Raw genomic sequence first — 19,344 nt, forward strand, 5'->3', positions numbered from 1 at the left:
CACCTCTTCCCATTCCGAACAGAGAAGTTAAGCCCAACCACGCCGATGGTACTGCAGTTTTGTGGGAGAGTAGGTAACCGCCATCTTTTTTATAACAAAGTCCCGTAAGTATAATAACTTACGGGACTTTATTGTTTATAGCATAAGCATAACAACATACAATATAATATAATTTATAAGATGAGCATATAGGAAACCTTTAGGAGATAATTTAATTTCTTTGTTGAATAGAAAACGGTAATAAACTGAATTGTATTATTAGAATTTTGATATTGAATATATGTTTAAACATTACCACTTTCTTTAAATTATTTGTATTTCCTTGTTGCTTTATTATATTTAGTTTTTTATATTTGCAAATAGATATAACAATAAATTTATGAAAAGCCATTTACATCACCATTTTGGGTTCTCTTCATTAGGTAAGTGAAGACTTATTTTTGTGATGTAATTTCAAAATATAAGTAATAAAGAGCTTACCATGTAGGTAGGCTCTTTTTCATTTTCACAAAACAATATTTATGCTACGAATTGCTATTCAGTCAAAGGGAAGACTTTTTGAAGAGACTATGGAGTTACTTGAAGAAGCAGGTATCAAACTAAATAATAAGAAGAGAACATTATTGGTACCTGTATCAGGTTTTGATGTTGAAATATTATTCTTGAGGGACGATGATATTCCTCAGGCTGTAGCTACAGGGGTAGCGGATGTTGGTATTGTAGGAGAGAATGAGTTTGTAGAGAAAAATGAAGATGCTGTAATTGTAAAGCGTCTGGGCTTCAGTAAATGCAGACTTTCTTTAGCTATACCGAAAGATGAAGATTATAAAGGACTGGAATGGTTTAGTGGAAAAAAGATAGCCACATCCTATCCTTATATTTTAGAGAATTTTCTATCAGAAAATTCCATAAAATCGGAAATTCATGTAATTTCGGGTTCAGTAGAGATTGCCCCAAGTATCGGACTGGCTGATGGAATATTTGATATTGTCAGTTCAGGTAGTACATTGGTAAGTAATCGGCTGAAAGAAGTAGCAGTTGTGATGAAGTCAGAAGCACTGCTTATCAGTAACAAAGAGTTGACAGATAATAAAAAACAAATACTGGATGAACTCATCTTTAGGATAAACTCGGTTCAGAAAGCCGAAGGAAAAAAATATATCCTCCTAAATGCACCTAATGAGAATCTGGATGAGATAATTAAATTATTGCCGGGAATGAAGAGCCCTACCGTATTGCCTTTAGCTGAAACAGGATGGAGTTCGATCCATTCGGTAATAGCTGAAAAGGAATTCTGGGAAATAATCGGCAAACTCAAGTCATTTGGAGCAGAAGGTATATTAGTTATTCCGATTGAAAAGATGATATTGTAACTCCGGACAATAACTGGATAATATTATGCAGAGTGTACAAAGCTACTTTAGATCGTTGTATTTTACACATGGTATTTTAACTCTCTTATTAGGAGCCTTTCTTGCTTTTACGAAATGGGAGATTATTCCTTACCGGGAAGATGAGTTTGATATTCCTTTTTTAATATCAGACGCTATGATCATAGTCCTTGGGTTGATCTATGCTTTTATTTATTTAGGAAAAAAGAATAAGTCGGCAAAGTACCGAAGAGGGCTTGGTGATAAACTAACGGTGTATAAAAAAGGATTGGTAGTATCGTGGGTGATAATGGCTGTGATGACATTATTTTCCATCGCATCATATATTATGACCGGTGATGAAAAATTTGTGTACGTATCATTATTCTGTGTTTTAGTTCTATTACTGAATCGCCCGACAGTAGGTCGCACTATTAGAAATCTAAAATTGGAAGATGACGAAATAGAAGTTTTGCAAAATCCTTTTTCTGCCTTATGAAAATTAATGTTACATCTGATATTTTACTGAGGCCTGTATCGCTGGAAATGGTTCATGATATATTCAATATTCTGAATACGCAACGCAATCACCTTCGAAGATGGTTGCCCTTTGTTGATAGCACCTTAGAAGAAAACGATACTCGCACGTATATTCAGAGTGTAAAAGATGAACCGAAAACTCAGTTCGGGATATATTACAGCAATGAATTTGTCGGACTTATAGGTTTCAATAATATAGATGTACAAAACCAGAAATGCGAAATAGGTTATTGGCTATCTGAGAAGTTTGAAGGACGAGGGATAGTTACCCGGTCTGTAAAAGCATTGCTAAAGTATGCATTCTTGGAAATGAAAATGAACAAAGTCGTAATAAAAGCAGCAACAGAGAACAGAAAAAGCCGTAAGGTTGCTCAACGCCTTGACTTTACATTGGAAGGGATGGAGCGTGACGGAGAACTTCTGGTTGATAATCAGTATACTGATTTGGCTATATATGGTTTACTGAAGAACGAATTTATATTGAGTGATTTTACAGAAAAGGGCTAAGTTTTATTTGAAGCCGGGTCTTGCAAAACGAGCATTTAATAATACGGTGAAAAATACAGTTATTTAATAGCTTACTTGAGACCTTAAAGACAATAACTTGTTTTTAGAAGAATAATCGAAATAATAAAAAGGTTTGTAACCTTGATTAACGAAGTACCTATGCTTACCAATGTTACTAATGAGGCTGCATCATGTATGCAGGTAATAAAGCATCCCGACAAAAGCGAGTGGAAGAGCCTGCTTGCCCGTCCTACATTCGATACATCATCTCTGAATGATACTGTATCTCGTATATTAACTGATATAAGGCAGGAAGGAGATGCTGCTGTATTACGCTACGGAGAGATGTTCGATAAGGCAGTATTGAAAGAGTTACGGGTTACTCTGCCCGAAATCAACGAAGCCGCAAATCTCTTGTCTGAAGACCTGAAAGAAGCGATCCATGTAGCGGCAAAGAATATTGAGAAATTCCATGTTTCGCAAAAATTTGAAACAAAAAAAATAGAAACGACCCCGGGCGTAATATGCTGGCAGAAAGCCGTAGGTATAGAAAAGGTGGGGTTGTATATTCCCGGAGGGAGTGCACCTTTGTTTTCGACAGTATTAATGCTTGCTATACCTGCAAAAATAGCAGGATGTAAAGAAATAATACTGTGTACACCGCCCGATAAGGATGGAAATATAAATCCTGCAATCTTATATGCAGCTAAAATGGCCGGAGCAACCAGTATTTTTAAAGTCGGAGGTGTACAGGCTATAGGAGCTATGGCATATGGTACTGCTACTGTGCCCAAAGTATATAAAATATTCGGTCCCGGTAACCAGTATGTGATGGCAGCTAAGCAATTGGTTAGTCTCAGAGATGTAGCTATTGATATGCCGGCAGGGCCATCCGAAGTACAGGTTATTGCAGATGAGACAGCAAATGCCGCATTTATAGCGGCTGACCTTCTATCTCAGGCGGAACATGGAGCCGATAGTCAGGTTATTCTTACCACGACCAGTGAAAAGGTTATAGAACAGGTTTTGTCAGAAATTCAGGTTCAATTAGCCCTTCTTCCCCGTAAAGAAATTGCAGAGAAAGCATTAAAGCACAGTAAAGCGATATTGTTAAAGAACAATGAAGATATAATAGAACTGACGAACGAATATGCGCCCGAACATCTGATAATTGAAACAGCAGATTATATTCAGTTAGCACAGCAGGTTGTGAATGCCGGTTCTGTCTTTTTGGGTAATTATACTCCGGAGAGTGCCGGGGATTATGCTTCGGGAACCAATCATACATTACCTACTAATGGATATGCGAAAGCATATAGCGGAGTGAATCTGGATAGTTTCATAAAAAAAATAACCTTTCAGGAGATAAGCCGGGAAGGAATACAAAATCTGGGTAAAACTATTGAGGTAATGGCTGAAAACGAATTGTTGTATGCTCACAAAAATGCTGTAACCCTGAGACTGAAATAATGGACTGTTATATTGTAGAATACGGGTCGAAAAAATATAATCTGGCAGTAGATCTCAGATATGAGCTTCTACGCAAGCCATTAGGTTTGGTTTTTTCGGAAGAAGACCTGAAAAGAGACAAAGAAGATATTTTATTTGTCGGGGATAAAGACGGAATTATTATCGGTACCTGTATACTTTCGAAAATAGATAAAGATACGGTTCAGCTCAGGCAGATCGCTATCGATTATCATTTTCAGGGAAATGGAGCAGGACGGAATCTGGTTGAATTTGCCGAAAAGACAGCGGCAGATCTGGGATATTCAAAAATAATATTACATGCCCGTAAGGTCGTTGTAGAATTTTACGAAAAACAAGAATACTCTTTAGTCGGACATGAGTTTACCGAAGTAGGGATACCTCATATTACGATGGAAAAAATAATAAAAACAAATACACATATGGAAAGTAAATGGACTGTTGAACAACAGGAATTATTAGATAAAGTAGCCCGGTTTATAGATATCAATGTTGTTCCCTTCGGCAAGCCTGTCAATACGGTTCTGGAGATAGAAAAACGTGACCCGATGTATGGCGGAAACGGAGTTGTGTACATGTTATCGGTATTCGAAAAAGGAGCTTTGGTTAATAACCGTATCGGAGTATATATGGTATTGCCAGCAAAAGGAGATCAGGCAGGATTTCATGAACACGGATCGAAGAAGGAACAGGAATTGTACGTAATTGTCCATGGGGAAGGTAAATATATAGAAAGGGTAGGTGAGGAGAATGAAACACGAACTCTAAATCTGAAAAAAGGAAATATAACCTCCATTCAGGGGGATAACAACTACCACTCTATAATAAATACCGGCGACGAACCTTTAATCATTTTTGTGGTAACAACTTACGAACCTAAGTAAGCGTATTATTTTTTTATCTATTAATAGAGAAGGCTAAAAGAATAATTAAAAACTAAAAGCTAAAAAAGGTAGATGAAAATATTATTCGAAAATAGTGTCACTTTTGTCACCTTTAAAGCTTAATAGCCTGTAATAGAAAGGATAAATAGGGTGACAGATAATGCTCAAGTGTCACTTTTATGTCACCTTTTAGTATAAGTTGTCACTTTCTTGTAACGTTTTATTTTATTTCTAAAATTAAGGACATAATGAAATTAGAACAATTGGTTCGTAAAAATATACAAAACCTGAAAGCATATTCGTCTGCCCGTGATGAGTTTAAAGGAGAAGCATCTGTTTATCTGGATGCGAACGAAAATCCATTGAATGGGCCTTATAACCGTTATCCTGATCCTCTTCAATGGAAGTTGAAAGAAAGAGTGTCTAAGATTAAGAATGTAGACGTGCATAAGATATTCTTTGGCAATGGAAGTGACGAACCTATAGACATCGTTTATCGTGTATTTTGTGAACCTACTGTCGATAATGTGGTCGCGATAGATCCTAGTTACGGTATGTACAAGGTATGTGCCGATATTAATAATGTCGAATACCGTCAGGTTTTATTAAACGACGATTATACATTGGATGCCGGTCGTCTGTTACAGAATATAGACAGCAATACAAAACTTGTTTTTTTGTGTTCGCCAAATAATCCTTCTGCCAATATTCTGAATAAAGAAGAAGTAAAAAAAGTCCTTACCTCCTTTGATGGTATCGTGGTTATAGACGAAGCCTATATCGATTTTTCTATAGCTGACAGTTGGTTACCCGAATTGGATAAGTATCCTAATCTGGTGATATTACAAACCTTCTCGAAAGCATGGGGACTTGCAGCCGTACGGCTGGGAATGGCATTTGCAGCTCCTGAGATAATTTCTTATTTCAATAAAGTAAAGTACCCTTACAACATCAATATCCTTACCCAAAACTTTGTACTGGAAGAGTTGGATAAGCAGGATGAGAAGGAAGAATGGGTGAAAACTTTGATCGGGCAACGTATTTGGCTGGAAGAAAAATTGCAAACTGTAGCTTTAGTAGAAAAGATTTATCCGTCGGATGCTAATTTTATACTAGCAAAGGTTACAAATGCCAACAAGGTATATAATGACTTGGTTGAGAAAGGAATAATTGTACGTAACCGGAATACGGTTTCACTCTGTAAAGATTGTTTAAGAATAACAGTTGGTACCGAAACCGAGAATAAAGCTCTGATAGAGTCGTTAAACTCTTTATAATATGGCTTATGGGAGTAGATGAAGGTGTAAAGAAGAATAAAAGAGGAGTAAAGGCTTTGTTGACAATTGCATTGATTGTGCTTCTGGTCGCTTTGTTTTTCATGTTCTTTGTAAGAATCACTCATGTCGAATCGGGATATATAGGCATAAAGTCTACACTATCCGGTTTGTCCGATTCTTCTGCCAAGCGTAATGTATCGCTGGTTAGAGGCTATAGTATCTATATGCCTTTATACACAGATTTCAAGATATACCCTGTGACTATTCAGACCGCAGCTTACGACACGATGCGAGTTAACACAGATGATGGGGTTGAGTTTGTTATTAAACCCCGTATATCGTTTCATGTAAGTGAAGATAAGGCTGCTTTGTATTTTACATCGGTGAATGATGATCTGGGGAGACTCAAGAACGGATATTTGAAGGAAATTATAGCAAGCAGTTATACAAGCATTTTGGGAGGGTATACGTCCGATTCTTTAACACGGCATCAAAGTGAAGCCGATCGTGAAGTGGAGAGCCTTATAATATCCAAAATGACAGATATTGGTCTGGAGGTAGATAATCTGAATACAAATTTTCAGATCCCGAAGAAGATAAAAGATATAATAGAACTACGGAGCCTGGCTGAGCATAATATTCTGTTGGCTCAAAATCAAAAGCGTCTGGCTTATGCACAGGCTGATATTGCCCGGATGGAAGATTCGCTCCGGTACTCATCATTGACAGACTTAGCTATAAAGAAATTATACATTGATAAATGGGATGGAAAACTACCTGCATATGGTAATGTTTCATCTAAACTACATAAAGACATAATAGAATAAGGATAATGAAAAAAAGAGCTTTATTTATAGACAGGGACGGGACAATTGTGATAGAACCTCCGGTTGATTATCAGCTGGATAGTCTGGAGAAATTAGAATTCTATCCGAAGGTAATACGTAACCTGTACTTCATAAAGAAACACCTGGATTTTGAGTTTGTCATGGTTACAAACCAGGATGGACTGGGAACTGCATCTTTTCCCGAAGAGACCTTCTGGCCAGCACACAACCTTATGCTCAAAACGCTGGAGGGTGAAGGTGTTACTTTTGAAGATATATTGATAGACCGTAGCTTTCCTGAAGACAATGCTCCTACCCGTAAACCCCGTACAGGAATGCTGACTAAATACCTGTCGGGAGAATATGACCTTACCCACTCTTTTGTAATTGGTGACAGGCTGACGGATGTTGAACTGGCAAAGAACCTCGGAAGTAAAGCTATTTTCCTAAGGGAAGATATGGATATACCGACAGAACTAAAGGAATCTTGTGCCCTTCAAACCAACGATTGGGATAAAATCAGTGAATTCCTTTTTGCAGGAGAGCGTAAAGCCGAAGTAAGACGTACAACAAAGGAAACGGATATTTATATTTTCCTTAATCTGGATGGAAAGGGCGTTTGTGATATTCATACCGGATTAGGGTTCTTCGATCATATGCTCGAGCAAATAGGCAAACATGCCAATATGGATCTAACTATACAGGTAAAAGGTGATCTTCAAATAGATGAACATCATACGATTGAAGATACTGCTCTGGCTCTGGGCGAGGCTCTGGCTAAAGCTTTGGGCGATAAACGAGGAATAGAACGTTACGGGTACTCTCTTCCGATGGATGACTGCTTATGTTCAGTTGCCCTTGATTTCGGAGGACGCCCTTGGTTGGTATGGGACGCCGAGTTTAATCGTGAAAAAGTGGGAGATATGCCTACCGAGATGTTTCTGCATTTCTTCAAGTCATTGAGTGATGCTGCTAAGATGAATCTGAATATAAAAGCTGAAGGAGCAAATGAACATCACAAAATAGAGGGAATATTTAAAGCTTTAGCTCGTGCCCTGAAAATGGCAAAGCAACGGGATATATTTAATTATGAACTTCCTAGCACCAAAGGCGTGATCTGAAGAATGTCTCTCTGAAAAAGATTCGGCTAAATTTGTATGAATATCTTGGCTAAATAAATATATTGCCTTATATTTGCACTCGCAAAAGCAAAATGGTTCCTTGGCCGAGTGGCTAGGCACCGGTCTGCAAAACCGTCTACGGCGGTTCGAATCCGCCAGGAACCTCAGAGTTTTGACTCGAATTAACGCTAATCTTTTCTTAATGAATCGGTTAGCGTTTTTGTTTTAAAGCCATCTTTCTAAACTTGCACGGTATTCGCACGGCATTTAATGTTCTACACTTGTATAAGCTTATGTAGAGAATTTCAATTTAGGTAACTGGAGGCAAGAAAAGAGGGGGTATGCCCCTTAAATGAATCTTACACTCACGCTCCAATCGCATCCGTCGAATTTTTTTTATTTTTTTTCTGAGTTTTCCAAAGCGAAAAAGCTCCGAGCAGTTAACTAACACTTTGTTTGTTGTGTTAAAGAATTGTAATATAGCGAGTTATGCGTTTTAGCCCTCTGTTTTATGTAGGGTATGTAGGATGACGTTTTTGCTATGTAGGGTTATTTTGTTTCCAAAAGACATTAGGTTTGTTGATGTAAAGAGTTGATATGATGTAAGTTATCTTGTTTTGTATAACATTTTATGTAGGATATGTATGATATGTAGGGTTATTTGAACATTTTCCCACATACGTGAGGAGAGTTAGGCTCACAACCCTACATACCCTACATGATTTTCGTTAAAAGTATGTGAAATTCGAGAATTGTCCGAAAAATAAAAAAACGTCAACGAACAAAATTTTTGTTGATTTGTTTTGGTGGATGAAATGTCTTGTAATTTCTAATCCAGATATTTTACAGTCTCTTCGAGTTTTTTCTTTACTTTGTATAAAGTTAAAAATTCAGCATGAACCAGAATATTGATTTAGTAGGCTTAGGTATCCAAAAAGGCTTGATAAAGTTCGATGAGGATAAAAAGTCAATCACATATATACACCAGAACAAGAAAAAAAACTATACTAATCCAGAAGAGAAAGTACAGGCTTTGACTTTTCTTAAATTGGTACTTCATTATGGCTATAAACCCCAAAGGATACGGCAGTTTGTGTCTGTGAAGATGGGGTCTGATACCAAAGAAGCAGACATAGTTGTATATAATGATGATGAATGCGAAGAGCCTCATATTTTGGTTGAATGCAAAAAGGAAGAAGTTAGCGAACAAGAATTTTTGCAAGCTATTGACCAAGCTTATAGCTATGCTTATGCTCTCCCCAATGATGTAAAATATGTTTGGGTAACGTCTGGACTCAGAAATGAATATTTTTCGGTTGATAAAAATAAAGTTTCTCGAATTGATGAACCAGATATTCCTCAAGTTGGTGTAAACAAGCTGGAGAACTATAAATTCGTTTATGATGCAGAAGGCTTAAAACAAGAAGTTGGAAAGCAAAAATTTTCAGACCTAAAAGTTGTACTTGAAGAAATACTGACTAAGCAATTCGAGAAAGCTCATGATGCCCTCTGGGCTGGAGGGCAATTAAACCCTTCGGAAGCATTTGATGAACTGGATAAACTTATATTCTGTAAAATATGGGATGAACGTAAATACCGACGAACTGGCGAACCTTATGATTTTCAGATTATCACAGTAGATAAAGAAGAAATAAAAGGCTACATAAGACTTTCCGCTGACCAACTGAAAGAAGCTATTCGTTTGGAGGAAAACAAACGCCTTGCCGAACGTGTAAAGTCTTTGTATGAGGAAGGGCGAAAGAAAGACCCCGAAGTGTTTCGTGACGGAATCCGATTGACTGACGAGCGTATTCGCACCGTTGTTGGTTATTTTCAAGAGATTAATTTAGGGGCAACAGACTTAGATAGCAAAGGGCGTGCTTTTGAGGCTTTTATGGAAGAGTATTTCAGAGGGAAAAATGGACAATTTTTCACGCCTCGCCCTATTGTTGATTTTGTAACAAAGGTACTGCCAATAAAAAATGAGTCTTTGGTATTAGACACCTCTTGTGGAAGTGGAGGTTTCTTGCTCTATGCTTTAAATAAAGTACGAAAACAAGCAGATGAACGATATCCTGATTACAGAACAAATTATGAAAAAGCTTTAAGACATAAGAGCTATTGGCACGACTTTGCCGAAAATAATCTCTATGGGATTGAGATAAACGAGCAAATATCACGAGCTGCCAAAATGAATATGATTATCCACGATGATGGTCATACTAATGTGATTACAGCAGATGGACTTCTGAACGAAAGTGAAATTCAAAAGCTAACAAAAAACAGAGGCTTTCGATACAACCGATTCAATTTTATTATAACCAATCCTCCATTCGGTTCTACTATCAAGAGTAAAGAGAAAAACTACTTGAAAGAATATAATTTCGGACAGAAAGACCCCGACTGGTTAGATGTAAAAGCAAAATCGACACCAACACCAAGAGAGAATCAAAGTACTGAAATTCTATTTATAGAACAATGCTATAAGTTTCTGGAGGAAGGCGGATATTTAGCTATCGTCTTGCCCGATGGAATTCTAACCAATAGTAGCCTCCAGTATGTGCGTGACGGTATAGAAGATATGTTTCGCATTGTAGCGGTGGTATCTATGCCACAAACGGCATTTACAGCAACAGGTGCAGGAGTTAAAAGCTCTGTATTGTTTCTCAAAAAGCACAAAGTAGCACATACCGAAAAGCTGAAAAATAAGAAAATGAGTCTACAAGCCAAGTTGAAGAAGAAGTTTGACTATGATGTTACTTTAGAAATTTGGGACATAGAGAAGAAACAGATATTGAGAGACCTTGAAGGATTCGATAATCCGTTTATCGACCTAAGCACCACTGAACTGAAAAAGACAGATGAATATAAAGAGTGGCGTGCTGAGGTAAATGCTGAATATACAGAACGTATCAATAATCTGAAAGAAGAGTTACAAGAAGCGTACCTAAAAGTCAAACAGGAGGAACTGCCCGACTATCCTATATTTATGGCAATAGCCGAAGATATTGGGTACGATGCCACGGGCAAGAAGACCAACAACAACGAACTGGATTATATCAGTGAGGAGCTGACTAAATTTATAACTGCAATAGACAATGGAGCAATATAAATTACCCTCACATAATAATTCCGATAAGGTTTTTATTGTCAATCGTTCTGAGTTGGAGGGACGAATAGATCCTTATTTTTTCAAAAAAGAGTTTGATGTAATAAGCGATAAGCTATCTCATATCGAAACCTTACCCTTAAAGAAAGTAAGTGTAAAAATATTTTCAGGGATTACTCCTTTAAGCGGTGGCGATTCATACACAGATAGAGAAAATGGGATTGCATTTATCCGAAGTGGAGATTATTCAGAAGATAATATTATAGACTTTTCTTCTACTAATTATATTACAACCTCTGTACACAATGGCATAATGTCAAGCTCTAAAATAAAAAAAGGAGATTTACTGATAGCAATAGTTGGAGCTACGATAGGAAAGGTTGGAATATACAATTACGATGAAGAGGCAAATATCAACCAAGCAATTTGTGCCATTCGTTTAAAAGAGCAATTTATACCAGAATTTATACATATTTATCTACTAACTGCATTAGGACAGAAGATATTAGATAGATTAAAGCGACCTGTTGCTAGAGCGAATATAAATTTAGAGGAAATATCTTCTATACAGATACCTCAAATTACCCGAACAAGACAGAAAGAAGTAGTAGATTTTTATTACAATAAGATTGACCTAAAGCAACAAAAAGAAGCCGAAGCTAAAGCCCTTTTAGATAGCATAGACAACTATTTATTGGGCGAATTGGGTATTACCCTCCCCGAAAAGGATGATAGCCTACAAAAGCGTGTATTTACTGCTCAGTTTAGTGAGATTGGAGGCGGAAGACTAGACCCATTGTCATTAAAAAATAACATATCTGATTTTCTTACAGGTAAATATAAAGAGAAAAAAATAAAAGAGATTGCTCTTAACTTTAAATCTGGATTTGGAGCAGGAAAACAAGATCAAGTTTTAGATGATAGTGGAATTATCCAGATTAGACCTACAAATATTGACGAGCAAGGTACTCTTAAGTTTGACAAGAACGTTTACCTTCCTGTTGATAATAGTTACAATGGGAGTGATTTTATAAATGTAGATGATATTTTGTTTAATAATACCAACAGCCAAGAATGGGTAGGCAAAACAGCCATCTTGAAGGAACAACAACAACTTCTATTTTCAAATCATATCACAAAAATAGTCGTAAATAAAGAAGTTGCAGTACCTGATTACATTTGGCTTATTCTCAATTCTTATCAGAAGAATAAAATATTTTACTCGATATGTACGAATTGGAATAATCAATCTGGAGTTGGTTTAGATTTGTTGAGGTCTTTACCTATACCTATCCCTCCACTCGAAAAACAAAACGAGATAGCTCAACATATACAAAGCCTCAGAGAGCAAGCCAAACAGCTTCAAAATGATGCAAAAGCGATACTGGAGCAAGCTAAAAAAGATGTAGAACAAATGATATTGGGGTAAAGCAGTACGAAATAAAAAATATATTATGGAAGATTTTCTTAACAAAGTATTTAGTGACTCAAATACATCTTTTGTATTAACTAGCATTTTAGCCTCTTTTGTATCTGTAGCTTTATCGACTCTTTTAATTACCTTGAAAAAAGGGAAAAAGGAAAGAGAGAAAATTGAAGACTTGTTTTACGCACAACTATCTAAAAAATTAGAGCAAGGATTAATAAAAGAGAAAGAAGATATCGTCATACTTTTAAGTTCATTGAATCGAAAAAAAGATTCGTATGATTCAGATTTGATACTATTATTTATTATTGAAGATTATCTTGCAAGTGATAAATGTTTACCTGAACATTATGATTTTTTGAAAAATATAGTGAAAGAGGAAAAAGAAGAGAAACCTTTTTCAGACATTCCAGAAGAGGAGCGTCGGATATTGAAATCAATAAATGACTCCGTAAAACACAATGATACAGATTCCATAAGTGATTATTTAGAACAATTAAGGTCTGTAATATCCACTAGAAATAGATTATACCTTAAAACAGCAGCATTAAACAAATGGTCTATGCCTGTAGCAATCATTGGAGTCGTTCTTACCATAATGTTTGGAATAATGAGCTTTAATAGTGTGGATTATAGTAAAATAGAAGAATCGAATCAAAGAATTTTGAAGTCAATTCAAGAGGAAAATAACCTCAATAAATCTGATTCAATTCACTAAAAATAAAATATATGGGTAGGCTAACTTTATTTTTGAAAAACTTGCGAAGATGTATAAAAACACAAGATGATAATATAAGTGAACAAAAAAATATTGTATTCATTTCAGAGCATCAAGTCTGGACAAACAATCTTGAGCGAACACTAGATAGATTATATAAGTGTCGAGACCTTGAAATAGCCAACCTTTGGCAACGTTCTGTATTTTTGGCAGTTTTCTTAACATTATGTCTTACTGGCTACGGGATATTAGTTTCAAAATTATTTTCTTTAGATACAATTTCAGAAATTAACAAGCAAACTTTTACCCATATTGGAGCGATTGGTATTGGTATTTTAGGTTTTTTATTTTCCCTTATTTGGATAATGATGGCTAAAGGCTCAAAAGCATGGTATGAAGTGTATGAAGGGGCAATATACAATTTTGAAGAAGAATTTCAAGTCGATTTACAGATACCTGATATGTATCGTATGGGGATAAACGATGGAGTTGATGGAAAATTGAACAGCTCGATAATATCAGTCAAATCAGGAGCTTACTCTCCTTCAAAAATTAATATAGTAATAGGTCAGATATTTTTGTTGCTATGGATTGTTGTTATGCTAATTCATGGTTTTTTCTTATTTTCGATAGAACTCCCTTTATGTGCTTGTTGTTGGGCTATACTATCCCTTTTATTCTTAGTCGGATTGAGTACTTTTATAATAATACAATCTAAAAGTAGCCACCTATCAAAAGAGGGTATTAAGGAGAGAGAGGGTTATAGAGAAAGTGCAGATAAATTTCGAGAAAAAAGAGATTCCGAAAGAAATTATGAGGATGTCTATTATTTTAATACTGACAAATATTTGAAAAATAAATAACGAATATTACCATGTTAACCACAGAGGCAAAAACAAAAATAGAATCTATTTGGGATAGCTATGTAGCTACAGGACGGCTTGTATATGATCTCAAAGGCAATCGACTTGAGGATATAGACCAACTACGCTTGGAGGCGATCAAACATCTAATGATATTTATTCAGCAATTTTTGGATAAGTCTATAGATGTATATGAATTTAAGACTAATGTTGATAGTTACAATAAGCGGAATAACCTATGGGGCTTCACTGCAATGAAGGGGCAAATGTTCTTCAATCAGCTGGTAAAGTATAATGAACAGCAGATAGATAAATTGACAGCAATTCTTGCCTTATGTATTGTGATGCCAAATAATTTGCAGGAAGCTCTGACCAAGATAGATAAATTGGAGTCATTTTGTAAAGTGGCTTATGAAAAAGCGGAAGACAGACGAAAAACAGCTAATCCCAATTCTGTCGGTTATTTCTTATCTTATTTTTGGCAAGTGCAAAATCCCGAAGAGTGGGCTATACTGTACACTTCCCAAATTAGAGCCTATCAAGAGTTAGATATCTGGAAGGAAAAGCCAAACCAAAAAGAGACCTATCAGTTTTTCTATCAGCTAAATGAAGAAATTCGTCTTGCGTTGAAAAACTATACTAAAGCAAGTATTTCAAATTGGGATATCGAACACGCATTTTGGGAGTATAAAGGTAATCCAAATAAAACAGCAGAGGTTAATTTACCCAAAATCGGCAATCAGCCCAAAGAATCTCCATCTATTCAACCTCAACCAGAAGTTGAGGTAGCTTTACCTCTCAAGGCGAGTTTTGAACTATCGGAGTATCTAATACCTAAAGTTGCTAAGCTTGTTGAATTGGGTAGCCAGATAGGCGTTACTTCGTCTGCTAAAGGAGATGAATTTGAAAGGCTTGTTGCTGAGATATTTAAACAACTGGATTTTGATGTTCAATTATTGGGACAAGGTACAGGAAGAAATCCAGATGCGATAATTCGATTCAGAGAGGAGAATACGGCTTTTATAATAGATGCAAAAGCGTATACCAATGGTTATACTCTTGGAACTGACGACAGAGCTATTAAAGAGTATATAAACCACCATTGCCCTAAACTGAACAAGGAGGGGTATAAGAAAATAGGGTTCATTATTGTCAGCAATTCGTTCAAATCTAATTTTGACAGCTTTATCAATTCTATTACTTGGGATACCGAAATAAAACGCTTTATACTACTCACTTCTGAGGCTTTGTTATACCTATTGGCATTCAAGACCAAAGACCGCTTACCTCTGACCACTATTATAGAAAAATTAGTGGGATTAGGTAATCTGATTGAAGCAAAGGATATTATAGCAGAGTTTGACGATGTATAAAAATAAGAAGAGCCATATCTCTATGGCTCTCATTCTGTTATTTCTTAAATACCTCCCATCGCAAGTCGTTGCTTCCTTTCATCTTGAACTCTGTAGGGCTAGAGATGAGTAGATTTGAATAAGTTCTATTACCAGTTTCAGTGAACGATAAGCCAATAGATGTTGCATTATGGTCGATGTAATAATACTTGTCGAACGATTGACCATTGTAGTAGGTCACTGTCAGCAAACCGTGTATTTTTCGTTCTCGTCCTTCTCCAGTTGCATAATTCTCATCGAGAACAACCACCTTTGCAGGATTGTACTGCTCCTTGAATGTAATAGTTGTAGTGCCAACTTCATGTACATACTCGAACGTGCCATTAAAGACAAATAGAGCCTTTTTTTGAGCCTCACTCATCGAATTGCCTGCGTTGTCGTCATCGTCGTCGCTAGAACATCCTACAAATGAAAAACTAACCACCGTCAACATTAAAAATAAAAATGCTTTTTTCATAAAAGTAAATTATAAAGTATCCATCAGCCCCGAATTGGAAGGTTTTATAAAAAAGAAACGTGGGAACTGCTAACTCATTGTAGTAAGAGGCTCTGGTAAGCCCATGACACAAATAAGCAACAGCCCCACGCCTTTTATGAAGACGTGGAACATTCTGCCTATTATCTATGTGTCAATTTGAATTTACCAGATTCCTTACTACAAGATAAAGATAGACGTTTCGTATATTTTCAATAAGTATGGAGTCTCCTAACGTTTTAGTTAACTCCATATGGCAAAGATATAAAAAAGGTCGGTATCGTAACGAAACCGACCCTCAATAATTACATTTAGCTTGTTGTATTATATCCTTTGGATATCAGCCATAAGACGCTCTTCATTTAGCTTAAATGCCCCTGCTTCTTGGTTGTGGTCAATGTAGTTCATTGGAAAGAATCCGCTATTGACAAGCTCACAGACTGTATGAGTTAACTCCATCATTTTGCATTGTTGCTCAGATAGCTCGATATGGGAAGCCTCCTTGACATATTTATCTAGGACTTCTTCATCAACCCAACACAATCTAGTCATAGAAGGAAGAGGATACCTTATTTTGAACTGCCATTCTTCAAACGGAATACCTAGAGAGCTGAATCGACTAGACAATGAGGATAGATGTGGAATAGTATTCATATAGCCTGCTAAATATTTCTTCCTCAGTTCATCTAAAAAATCTCTAGGAAAATCAGCATGATTCGCCAAAAATATAGATACAGGACGTACAAAAATATCTTTTGTCTCATCTTCCTTATCAACAGCCCTCATTATTCGTTCTAGGTCTTCTCTGCAAAATTTGACATCCCCAAATTTGCACGCTTCAATAATAATACCTTCGAAAGCACGACACACTTCTTTATACTGACCTCGTAAATATGCTTCCTTGGAAGCTAAATAGATTTTTTTCATAACCCTAAACTTTTAATAATATTCTCAACTATAGAGCCACTTTGTTGTGGGCTTGGCTCTTTACTCCCTTTTTGTAATTCGTCCACAATTCCGATTTCTAGAATAGTGTCCCGAATAAGTTTTTCCTGTCGTTCTTTATACTCCTGTGACGGCTGTGGAGTATCAAATAAATTATTCATGTTAATTATTGTTTGTTGAAGCTTCTTCTTCTTTTAACTGTTCTACTCGTTCCCTTTTGCGTTGCTCCTGCTTCTCCTTATAATATTTGCAAAGGTGGCACGTGAGCGGAAGATAAAAGACCACCTGTTCTTTTTGTGTAGGAGAATCTTTATGATAACCCATGAGCTTATTGATAGCTTCCAAACAAGCAATCTTTATTCGCTCATCCTTTGTTCCATCCATAATTGCTTTATAGCGTCGAATTTGGTTGTGACGGGTTAGGTAATCATCATCCAGCTCAACATCTTCGATGGATTGAGTTGAGGAGGGTAAACTTTCATCTGAGGATGAGTTAACTCCTATCGTATTGAAGGTTAACTCCAACTCCTTTTCTGTCAGATATTCTGCAACATGAGGAGAGGTCTTTAATCGAGAAGCCTGAACTTTCATGCTGTCTCCTTTCGCTGTCGAATTCGGATGAAGAAGTCTATATGCTTTAGTAGCATCCCATCCAGCTAATACCAAATCGCAAAAAGCAAGCTCTTTGGTTGTTAATTTATTGTCTTTTTTAACCATATTGAAAAGTTAAGTAATTTATAATATGAATGTTATTGTTGTTTTCTGTCTGTGGTAATCTGGTTAAAACCTAACCACGAGTACCTGTGTGTATGTGGTATGGTATATCTGAGATATACCTACTACCACGTACCACAATACCATATACTAAAAATCAATTTTTATTTGTTCTGGAATTATAGAGTATTTATGCCTGTTACAGTTTGGTTTAGCTAAATTCTTAATCCACCCTTTCTTAAGATAATATTTGATAAATTCACGAGCAGGCTTATCGGAACACACAAATCGGATTTCAATTTTTTCCCCTAAATTTCCTTTTGTATATATCGTATCCACAGATTGAAAAGTGTCTTTTAAAAACTGTATATGAGTTTTATCTTCGTAAGATGAAGGACTAATCTTAACTTTTTTAGTTTCTCCATTCTTGCCTCCAGACTTAAGATTCTCAAAGTCTACTCTGTCCCCTGTTATATCAAAACACAAATTCTCATCCATTCTTAGCACATAACTAGCTACTTTCTCAGACTCTGCCAGATAGTTCGCCTTGACAATACAGAAATGCCGTAAGTTTGATTCAAAACTATCCTTGCGAAACTCAATAACGCATCTGGATTTGGCTTCTATAGCTTGACTTCCAATTACATTATTTTTACTTGGAGCTAGTTCTTCCGTACGTTTTCCTGTATGATGCAAGAAGCATACGGAGCATTCATATTTTATGGCAATATCCGAGAATGGTTGCAAGAACTGTCTGACTTGGTTGTTTTGGTTTAAATCTTTGGCTGTATATAAATCGCCAAAGGCATCTAAAACAATGAGGTCGACGGGAAGATCCTCTAATACAGAGCGTAAAATTTCTATGAGATTATCTGAATCTGTCGTGCATAAGAAATTTTTCAATTTGTCTTTTGGTACTTTTAAAGTCTGATTCTGCTTGCGTACTAAAAAAGCAATAGACATTTTATCATCCTCAGTTGAGATATACAAAGCTCTTCCATGTTTGCCATTGAATTGATTTCCTAAAAAATCTATTTGTCCTGCCACAGATAAAGCTAATTGACGTAAAATCATACTTTTTCCTGTATCACTAGCCCCGACCAAGAACCAAAGCCCAACCATCGGAAATAATCCAAACAATTTTGAGATTTCCTCTATTTGCATATCTATCAGCTGACTCCCATCTGTAATACAAGGTGGTAATTTTAGCTCTATATTCGCATCCAGAGAAGCAGATTCCGTTTTTTCGTTGTTAACAACAACTTGCGGTTTATAGTCCCCACCATTTTGAGAGGACTGCATAGGATTCTTCTCCATATCAAGCTTTTTTCGAATGTTTGTACTTACCTGTCTTTTTTTCTACTACCGCTAGGTCTACTTCTTTACTGAGAAACAGAGTTCTATCCGAAATTTTATAGGCTTTCAGACGTCCATCATTTACCCAATTATTTATAGTTTGGGGTGTGACATAGAACTTAGCACATAAATGCTCTATTGTTAGATATTTTTTATTATCTTCTTTCTGTAAATCTGCTATCGCCACAGTCACAGCATCAGATATCATCTGTTTTAGATTATCTGGAGACATTTGAATCAAAATACTATTAGTCATGCTTTTAAAATAAAAAATTTAACAAAAGGAGCTGCAGCAACCTTGAAATTGATTCA

19 protein-coding genes, 1 tRNA gene and 1 rRNA gene are annotated in these 19,344 nt (G+C 36.2%); 15 read left to right on the forward strand and 6 right to left on the reverse strand.

Going from position 1 to position 19,344, the window contains the following annotated elements; all coding sequences use genetic code 11:
- The 15 genes from rrf to BUC12_RS05720 all read left to right on the forward strand — a co-directional run.
- Positions 1–86, forward strand: a 5S ribosomal RNA gene (rrf, locus tag BUC12_RS05645); the annotation flags it as partial.
- 435 nt (positions 87–521) lie between these two features.
- A complete protein-coding gene (gene hisG, locus BUC12_RS05655) occupies positions 522–1,373 on the forward strand; it encodes an ATP phosphoribosyltransferase (RefSeq protein ID WP_062177077.1) in 852 nt (283 codons plus the stop codon).
- Between the two features lie 25 nt (positions 1,374–1,398).
- Positions 1,399–1,869 carry a hypothetical protein gene (locus tag BUC12_RS05660; protein ID WP_062177079.1) on the forward strand — a complete coding sequence of 157 codons (471 nt, stop codon included), beginning with the start codon at positions 1,399–1,401 and terminating at the stop codon, positions 1,867–1,869.
- Complete coding sequence (locus tag BUC12_RS05665; RefSeq protein ID WP_062177084.1) at positions 1,866–2,417, forward strand: GNAT family N-acetyltransferase; 552 nt, start codon at positions 1,866–1,868, stop codon at positions 2,415–2,417. The genes BUC12_RS05660 and BUC12_RS05665 overlap by 4 nt, the downstream gene beginning before the upstream one ends.
- 195 nt (positions 2,418–2,612) lie before the next feature.
- Positions 2,613–3,887, forward strand: coding sequence for a histidinol dehydrogenase (gene hisD, locus BUC12_RS05670; RefSeq protein WP_062177788.1), 1,275 nt, complete (start codon positions 2,613–2,615; stop codon positions 3,885–3,887).
- Positions 3,887–4,789 carry a GNAT family N-acetyltransferase gene (locus BUC12_RS20325; RefSeq protein ID WP_236689366.1) on the forward strand — a complete coding sequence of 301 codons (903 nt, stop codon included), beginning with the start codon at positions 3,887–3,889 and terminating at the stop codon, positions 4,787–4,789. The genes hisD and BUC12_RS20325 overlap by 1 nt, the downstream gene beginning before the upstream one ends.
- A gap of 245 nt (positions 4,790–5,034) precedes the next feature.
- Positions 5,035–6,066: a histidinol-phosphate transaminase gene (gene hisC, locus BUC12_RS05685; protein WP_236689374.1), complete on the forward strand. Its 1,032-nt coding sequence runs from the start codon at positions 5,035–5,037 to the stop codon at positions 6,064–6,066.
- A gap of 8 nt (positions 6,067–6,074) precedes the next feature.
- The gene (locus BUC12_RS05690; protein WP_062177089.1) at positions 6,075–6,893 is read left to right on the forward strand and encodes an SPFH domain-containing protein; all 819 of its coding nucleotides are present in this window, start codon (positions 6,075–6,077) and stop codon (positions 6,891–6,893) included.
- 5 nt (positions 6,894–6,898) lie between these two features.
- Positions 6,899–8,014 (forward strand): bifunctional histidinol-phosphatase/imidazoleglycerol-phosphate dehydratase HisB, encoded by a 1,116-nt coding sequence (hisB, locus tag BUC12_RS05695; RefSeq protein WP_062177092.1) that lies wholly within the window; start codon positions 6,899–6,901, stop codon positions 8,012–8,014.
- Between the two features lie 94 nt (positions 8,015–8,108).
- Positions 8,109–8,179 (forward strand) — tRNA-Cys (locus BUC12_RS05700).
- A gap of 730 nt (positions 8,180–8,909) precedes the next feature.
- Complete coding sequence (locus tag BUC12_RS19720; protein WP_062177094.1) at positions 8,910–11,126, forward strand: restriction endonuclease subunit M; 2,217 nt, start codon at positions 8,910–8,912, stop codon at positions 11,124–11,126.
- A complete protein-coding gene (locus BUC12_RS19725) occupies positions 11,113–12,552 on the forward strand; it encodes a restriction endonuclease subunit S (protein ID WP_062177097.1) in 1,440 nt (479 codons plus the stop codon). The genes BUC12_RS19720 and BUC12_RS19725 overlap by 14 nt, the downstream gene beginning before the upstream one ends.
- 25 nt (positions 12,553–12,577) lie before the next feature.
- Positions 12,578–13,267, forward strand: coding sequence for a hypothetical protein (locus BUC12_RS05710; RefSeq protein ID WP_062177100.1), 690 nt, complete (start codon positions 12,578–12,580; stop codon positions 13,265–13,267).
- An 11-nt stretch (positions 13,268–13,278) separates the two neighbouring features.
- Positions 13,279–14,130 carry a RipA family octameric membrane protein gene (locus BUC12_RS05715; RefSeq protein ID WP_062177103.1) on the forward strand — a complete coding sequence of 284 codons (852 nt, stop codon included), beginning with the start codon at positions 13,279–13,281 and terminating at the stop codon, positions 14,128–14,130.
- Between the two features lie 11 nt (positions 14,131–14,141).
- Positions 14,142–15,503 carry a restriction endonuclease FokI C-terminal domain-containing protein gene (locus tag BUC12_RS05720; RefSeq protein ID WP_062177106.1) on the forward strand — a complete coding sequence of 454 codons (1,362 nt, stop codon included), beginning with the start codon at positions 14,142–14,144 and terminating at the stop codon, positions 15,501–15,503.
- Positions 15,504–15,540: 37 nt separating this feature from the next.
- Here BUC12_RS05720 and BUC12_RS05725 read toward each other — a convergent pair whose 3' ends face one another.
- The 6 genes from BUC12_RS05725 to BUC12_RS05750 all read right to left on the reverse strand — a co-directional run bounded on the left by BUC12_RS05725 (position 15,541) and on the right by BUC12_RS05750 (position 19,288).
- A complete protein-coding gene (locus BUC12_RS05725; protein WP_062177109.1) occupies positions 15,541–15,999 on the reverse strand; it encodes a hypothetical protein in 459 nt (152 codons plus the stop codon).
- Positions 16,000–16,341: 342 nt separating this feature from the next.
- Positions 16,342–16,944 (reverse strand): hypothetical protein, encoded by a 603-nt coding sequence (locus BUC12_RS05730; RefSeq protein WP_062177112.1) that lies wholly within the window; start codon positions 16,942–16,944, stop codon positions 16,342–16,344.
- Complete coding sequence (locus tag BUC12_RS05735) at positions 16,941–17,123, reverse strand: RNA-binding protein (protein WP_062177115.1); 183 nt, start codon at positions 17,121–17,123, stop codon at positions 16,941–16,943. Before BUC12_RS05735 ends, BUC12_RS05730 begins: the two co-directional genes overlap by 4 nt.
- A 1-nt stretch (position 17,124) precedes the next feature.
- The gene (locus tag BUC12_RS05740) at positions 17,125–17,628 is read right to left on the reverse strand and encodes a hypothetical protein (protein ID WP_139262011.1); all 504 of its coding nucleotides are present in this window, start codon (positions 17,626–17,628) and stop codon (positions 17,125–17,127) included.
- A 198-nt stretch (positions 17,629–17,826) separates the two neighbouring features.
- A complete protein-coding gene (locus BUC12_RS05745) occupies positions 17,827–18,993 on the reverse strand; it encodes an AAA family ATPase (protein WP_062177121.1) in 1,167 nt (388 codons plus the stop codon).
- 1 nt (position 18,994) lies between these two features.
- A complete protein-coding gene (locus BUC12_RS05750; protein ID WP_073357297.1) occupies positions 18,995–19,288 on the reverse strand; it encodes a helix-turn-helix domain-containing protein in 294 nt (97 codons plus the stop codon).
- Positions 19,289–19,344 lie beyond the last annotated feature (56 nt).

The sequence above is a fragment of the Indolivaga macrotermitis genome, assembly GCF_900128985.1.
GTDB lineage: Bacteria > Bacteroidota > Bacteroidia > Bacteroidales > Dysgonomonadaceae > Dysgonomonas_A > Dysgonomonas_A macrotermitis.

Excerpts from the sequence above, each read along its gene's own strand:
- hisG (WP_062177077.1), top strand. The coding sequence starts at position 522 with ATGCTACGAATTGCTATTCAGTCAAAGGGAAGACTTTTTGAAGAGACT.
- BUC12_RS05660 (WP_062177079.1), top strand. The coding sequence starts at position 1,399 with ATGCAGAGTGTACAAAGCTACTTTAGATCGTTGTATTTTACACATGGT.
- BUC12_RS05665 (WP_062177084.1), top strand. The coding sequence starts at position 1,866 with ATGAAAATTAATGTTACATCTGATATTTTACTGAGGCCTGTATCGCTG.
- hisD (WP_062177788.1), top strand. The coding sequence starts at position 2,613 with ATGCAGGTAATAAAGCATCCCGACAAAAGCGAGTGGAAGAGCCTGCTT.
- BUC12_RS20325 (WP_236689366.1), top strand. The coding sequence starts at position 3,887 with ATGGACTGTTATATTGTAGAATACGGGTCGAAAAAATATAATCTGGCA.
- BUC12_RS05690 (WP_062177089.1), top strand. The coding sequence starts at position 6,075 with ATGGGAGTAGATGAAGGTGTAAAGAAGAATAAAAGAGGAGTAAAGGCT.
- hisB (WP_062177092.1), top strand. The coding sequence starts at position 6,899 with ATGAAAAAAAGAGCTTTATTTATAGACAGGGACGGGACAATTGTGATA.
- BUC12_RS19720 (WP_062177094.1), top strand. The coding sequence starts at position 8,910 with ATGAACCAGAATATTGATTTAGTAGGCTTAGGTATCCAAAAAGGCTTG.
- BUC12_RS19725 (WP_062177097.1), top strand. The coding sequence starts at position 11,113 with ATGGAGCAATATAAATTACCCTCACATAATAATTCCGATAAGGTTTTT.
- BUC12_RS05710 (WP_062177100.1), top strand. The coding sequence starts at position 12,578 with ATGGAAGATTTTCTTAACAAAGTATTTAGTGACTCAAATACATCTTTT.
- BUC12_RS05715 (WP_062177103.1), top strand. The coding sequence starts at position 13,279 with ATGGGTAGGCTAACTTTATTTTTGAAAAACTTGCGAAGATGTATAAAA.
- BUC12_RS05720 (WP_062177106.1), top strand. The coding sequence starts at position 14,142 with ATGTTAACCACAGAGGCAAAAACAAAAATAGAATCTATTTGGGATAGC.
- BUC12_RS05725 (WP_062177109.1), bottom strand. The coding sequence starts at position 15,999 with ATGAAAAAAGCATTTTTATTTTTAATGTTGACGGTGGTTAGTTTTTCA.
- BUC12_RS05730 (WP_062177112.1), bottom strand. The coding sequence starts at position 16,944 with ATGAAAAAAATCTATTTAGCTTCCAAGGAAGCATATTTACGAGGTCAG.
- BUC12_RS05735 (WP_062177115.1), bottom strand. The coding sequence starts at position 17,123 with ATGAATAATTTATTTGATACTCCACAGCCGTCACAGGAGTATAAAGAA.
- BUC12_RS05745 (WP_062177121.1), bottom strand. The coding sequence starts at position 18,993 with ATGGAGAAGAATCCTATGCAGTCCTCTCAAAATGGTGGGGACTATAAA.
- BUC12_RS05750 (WP_073357297.1), bottom strand. The coding sequence starts at position 19,288 with ATGACTAATAGTATTTTGATTCAAATGTCTCCAGATAATCTAAAACAG.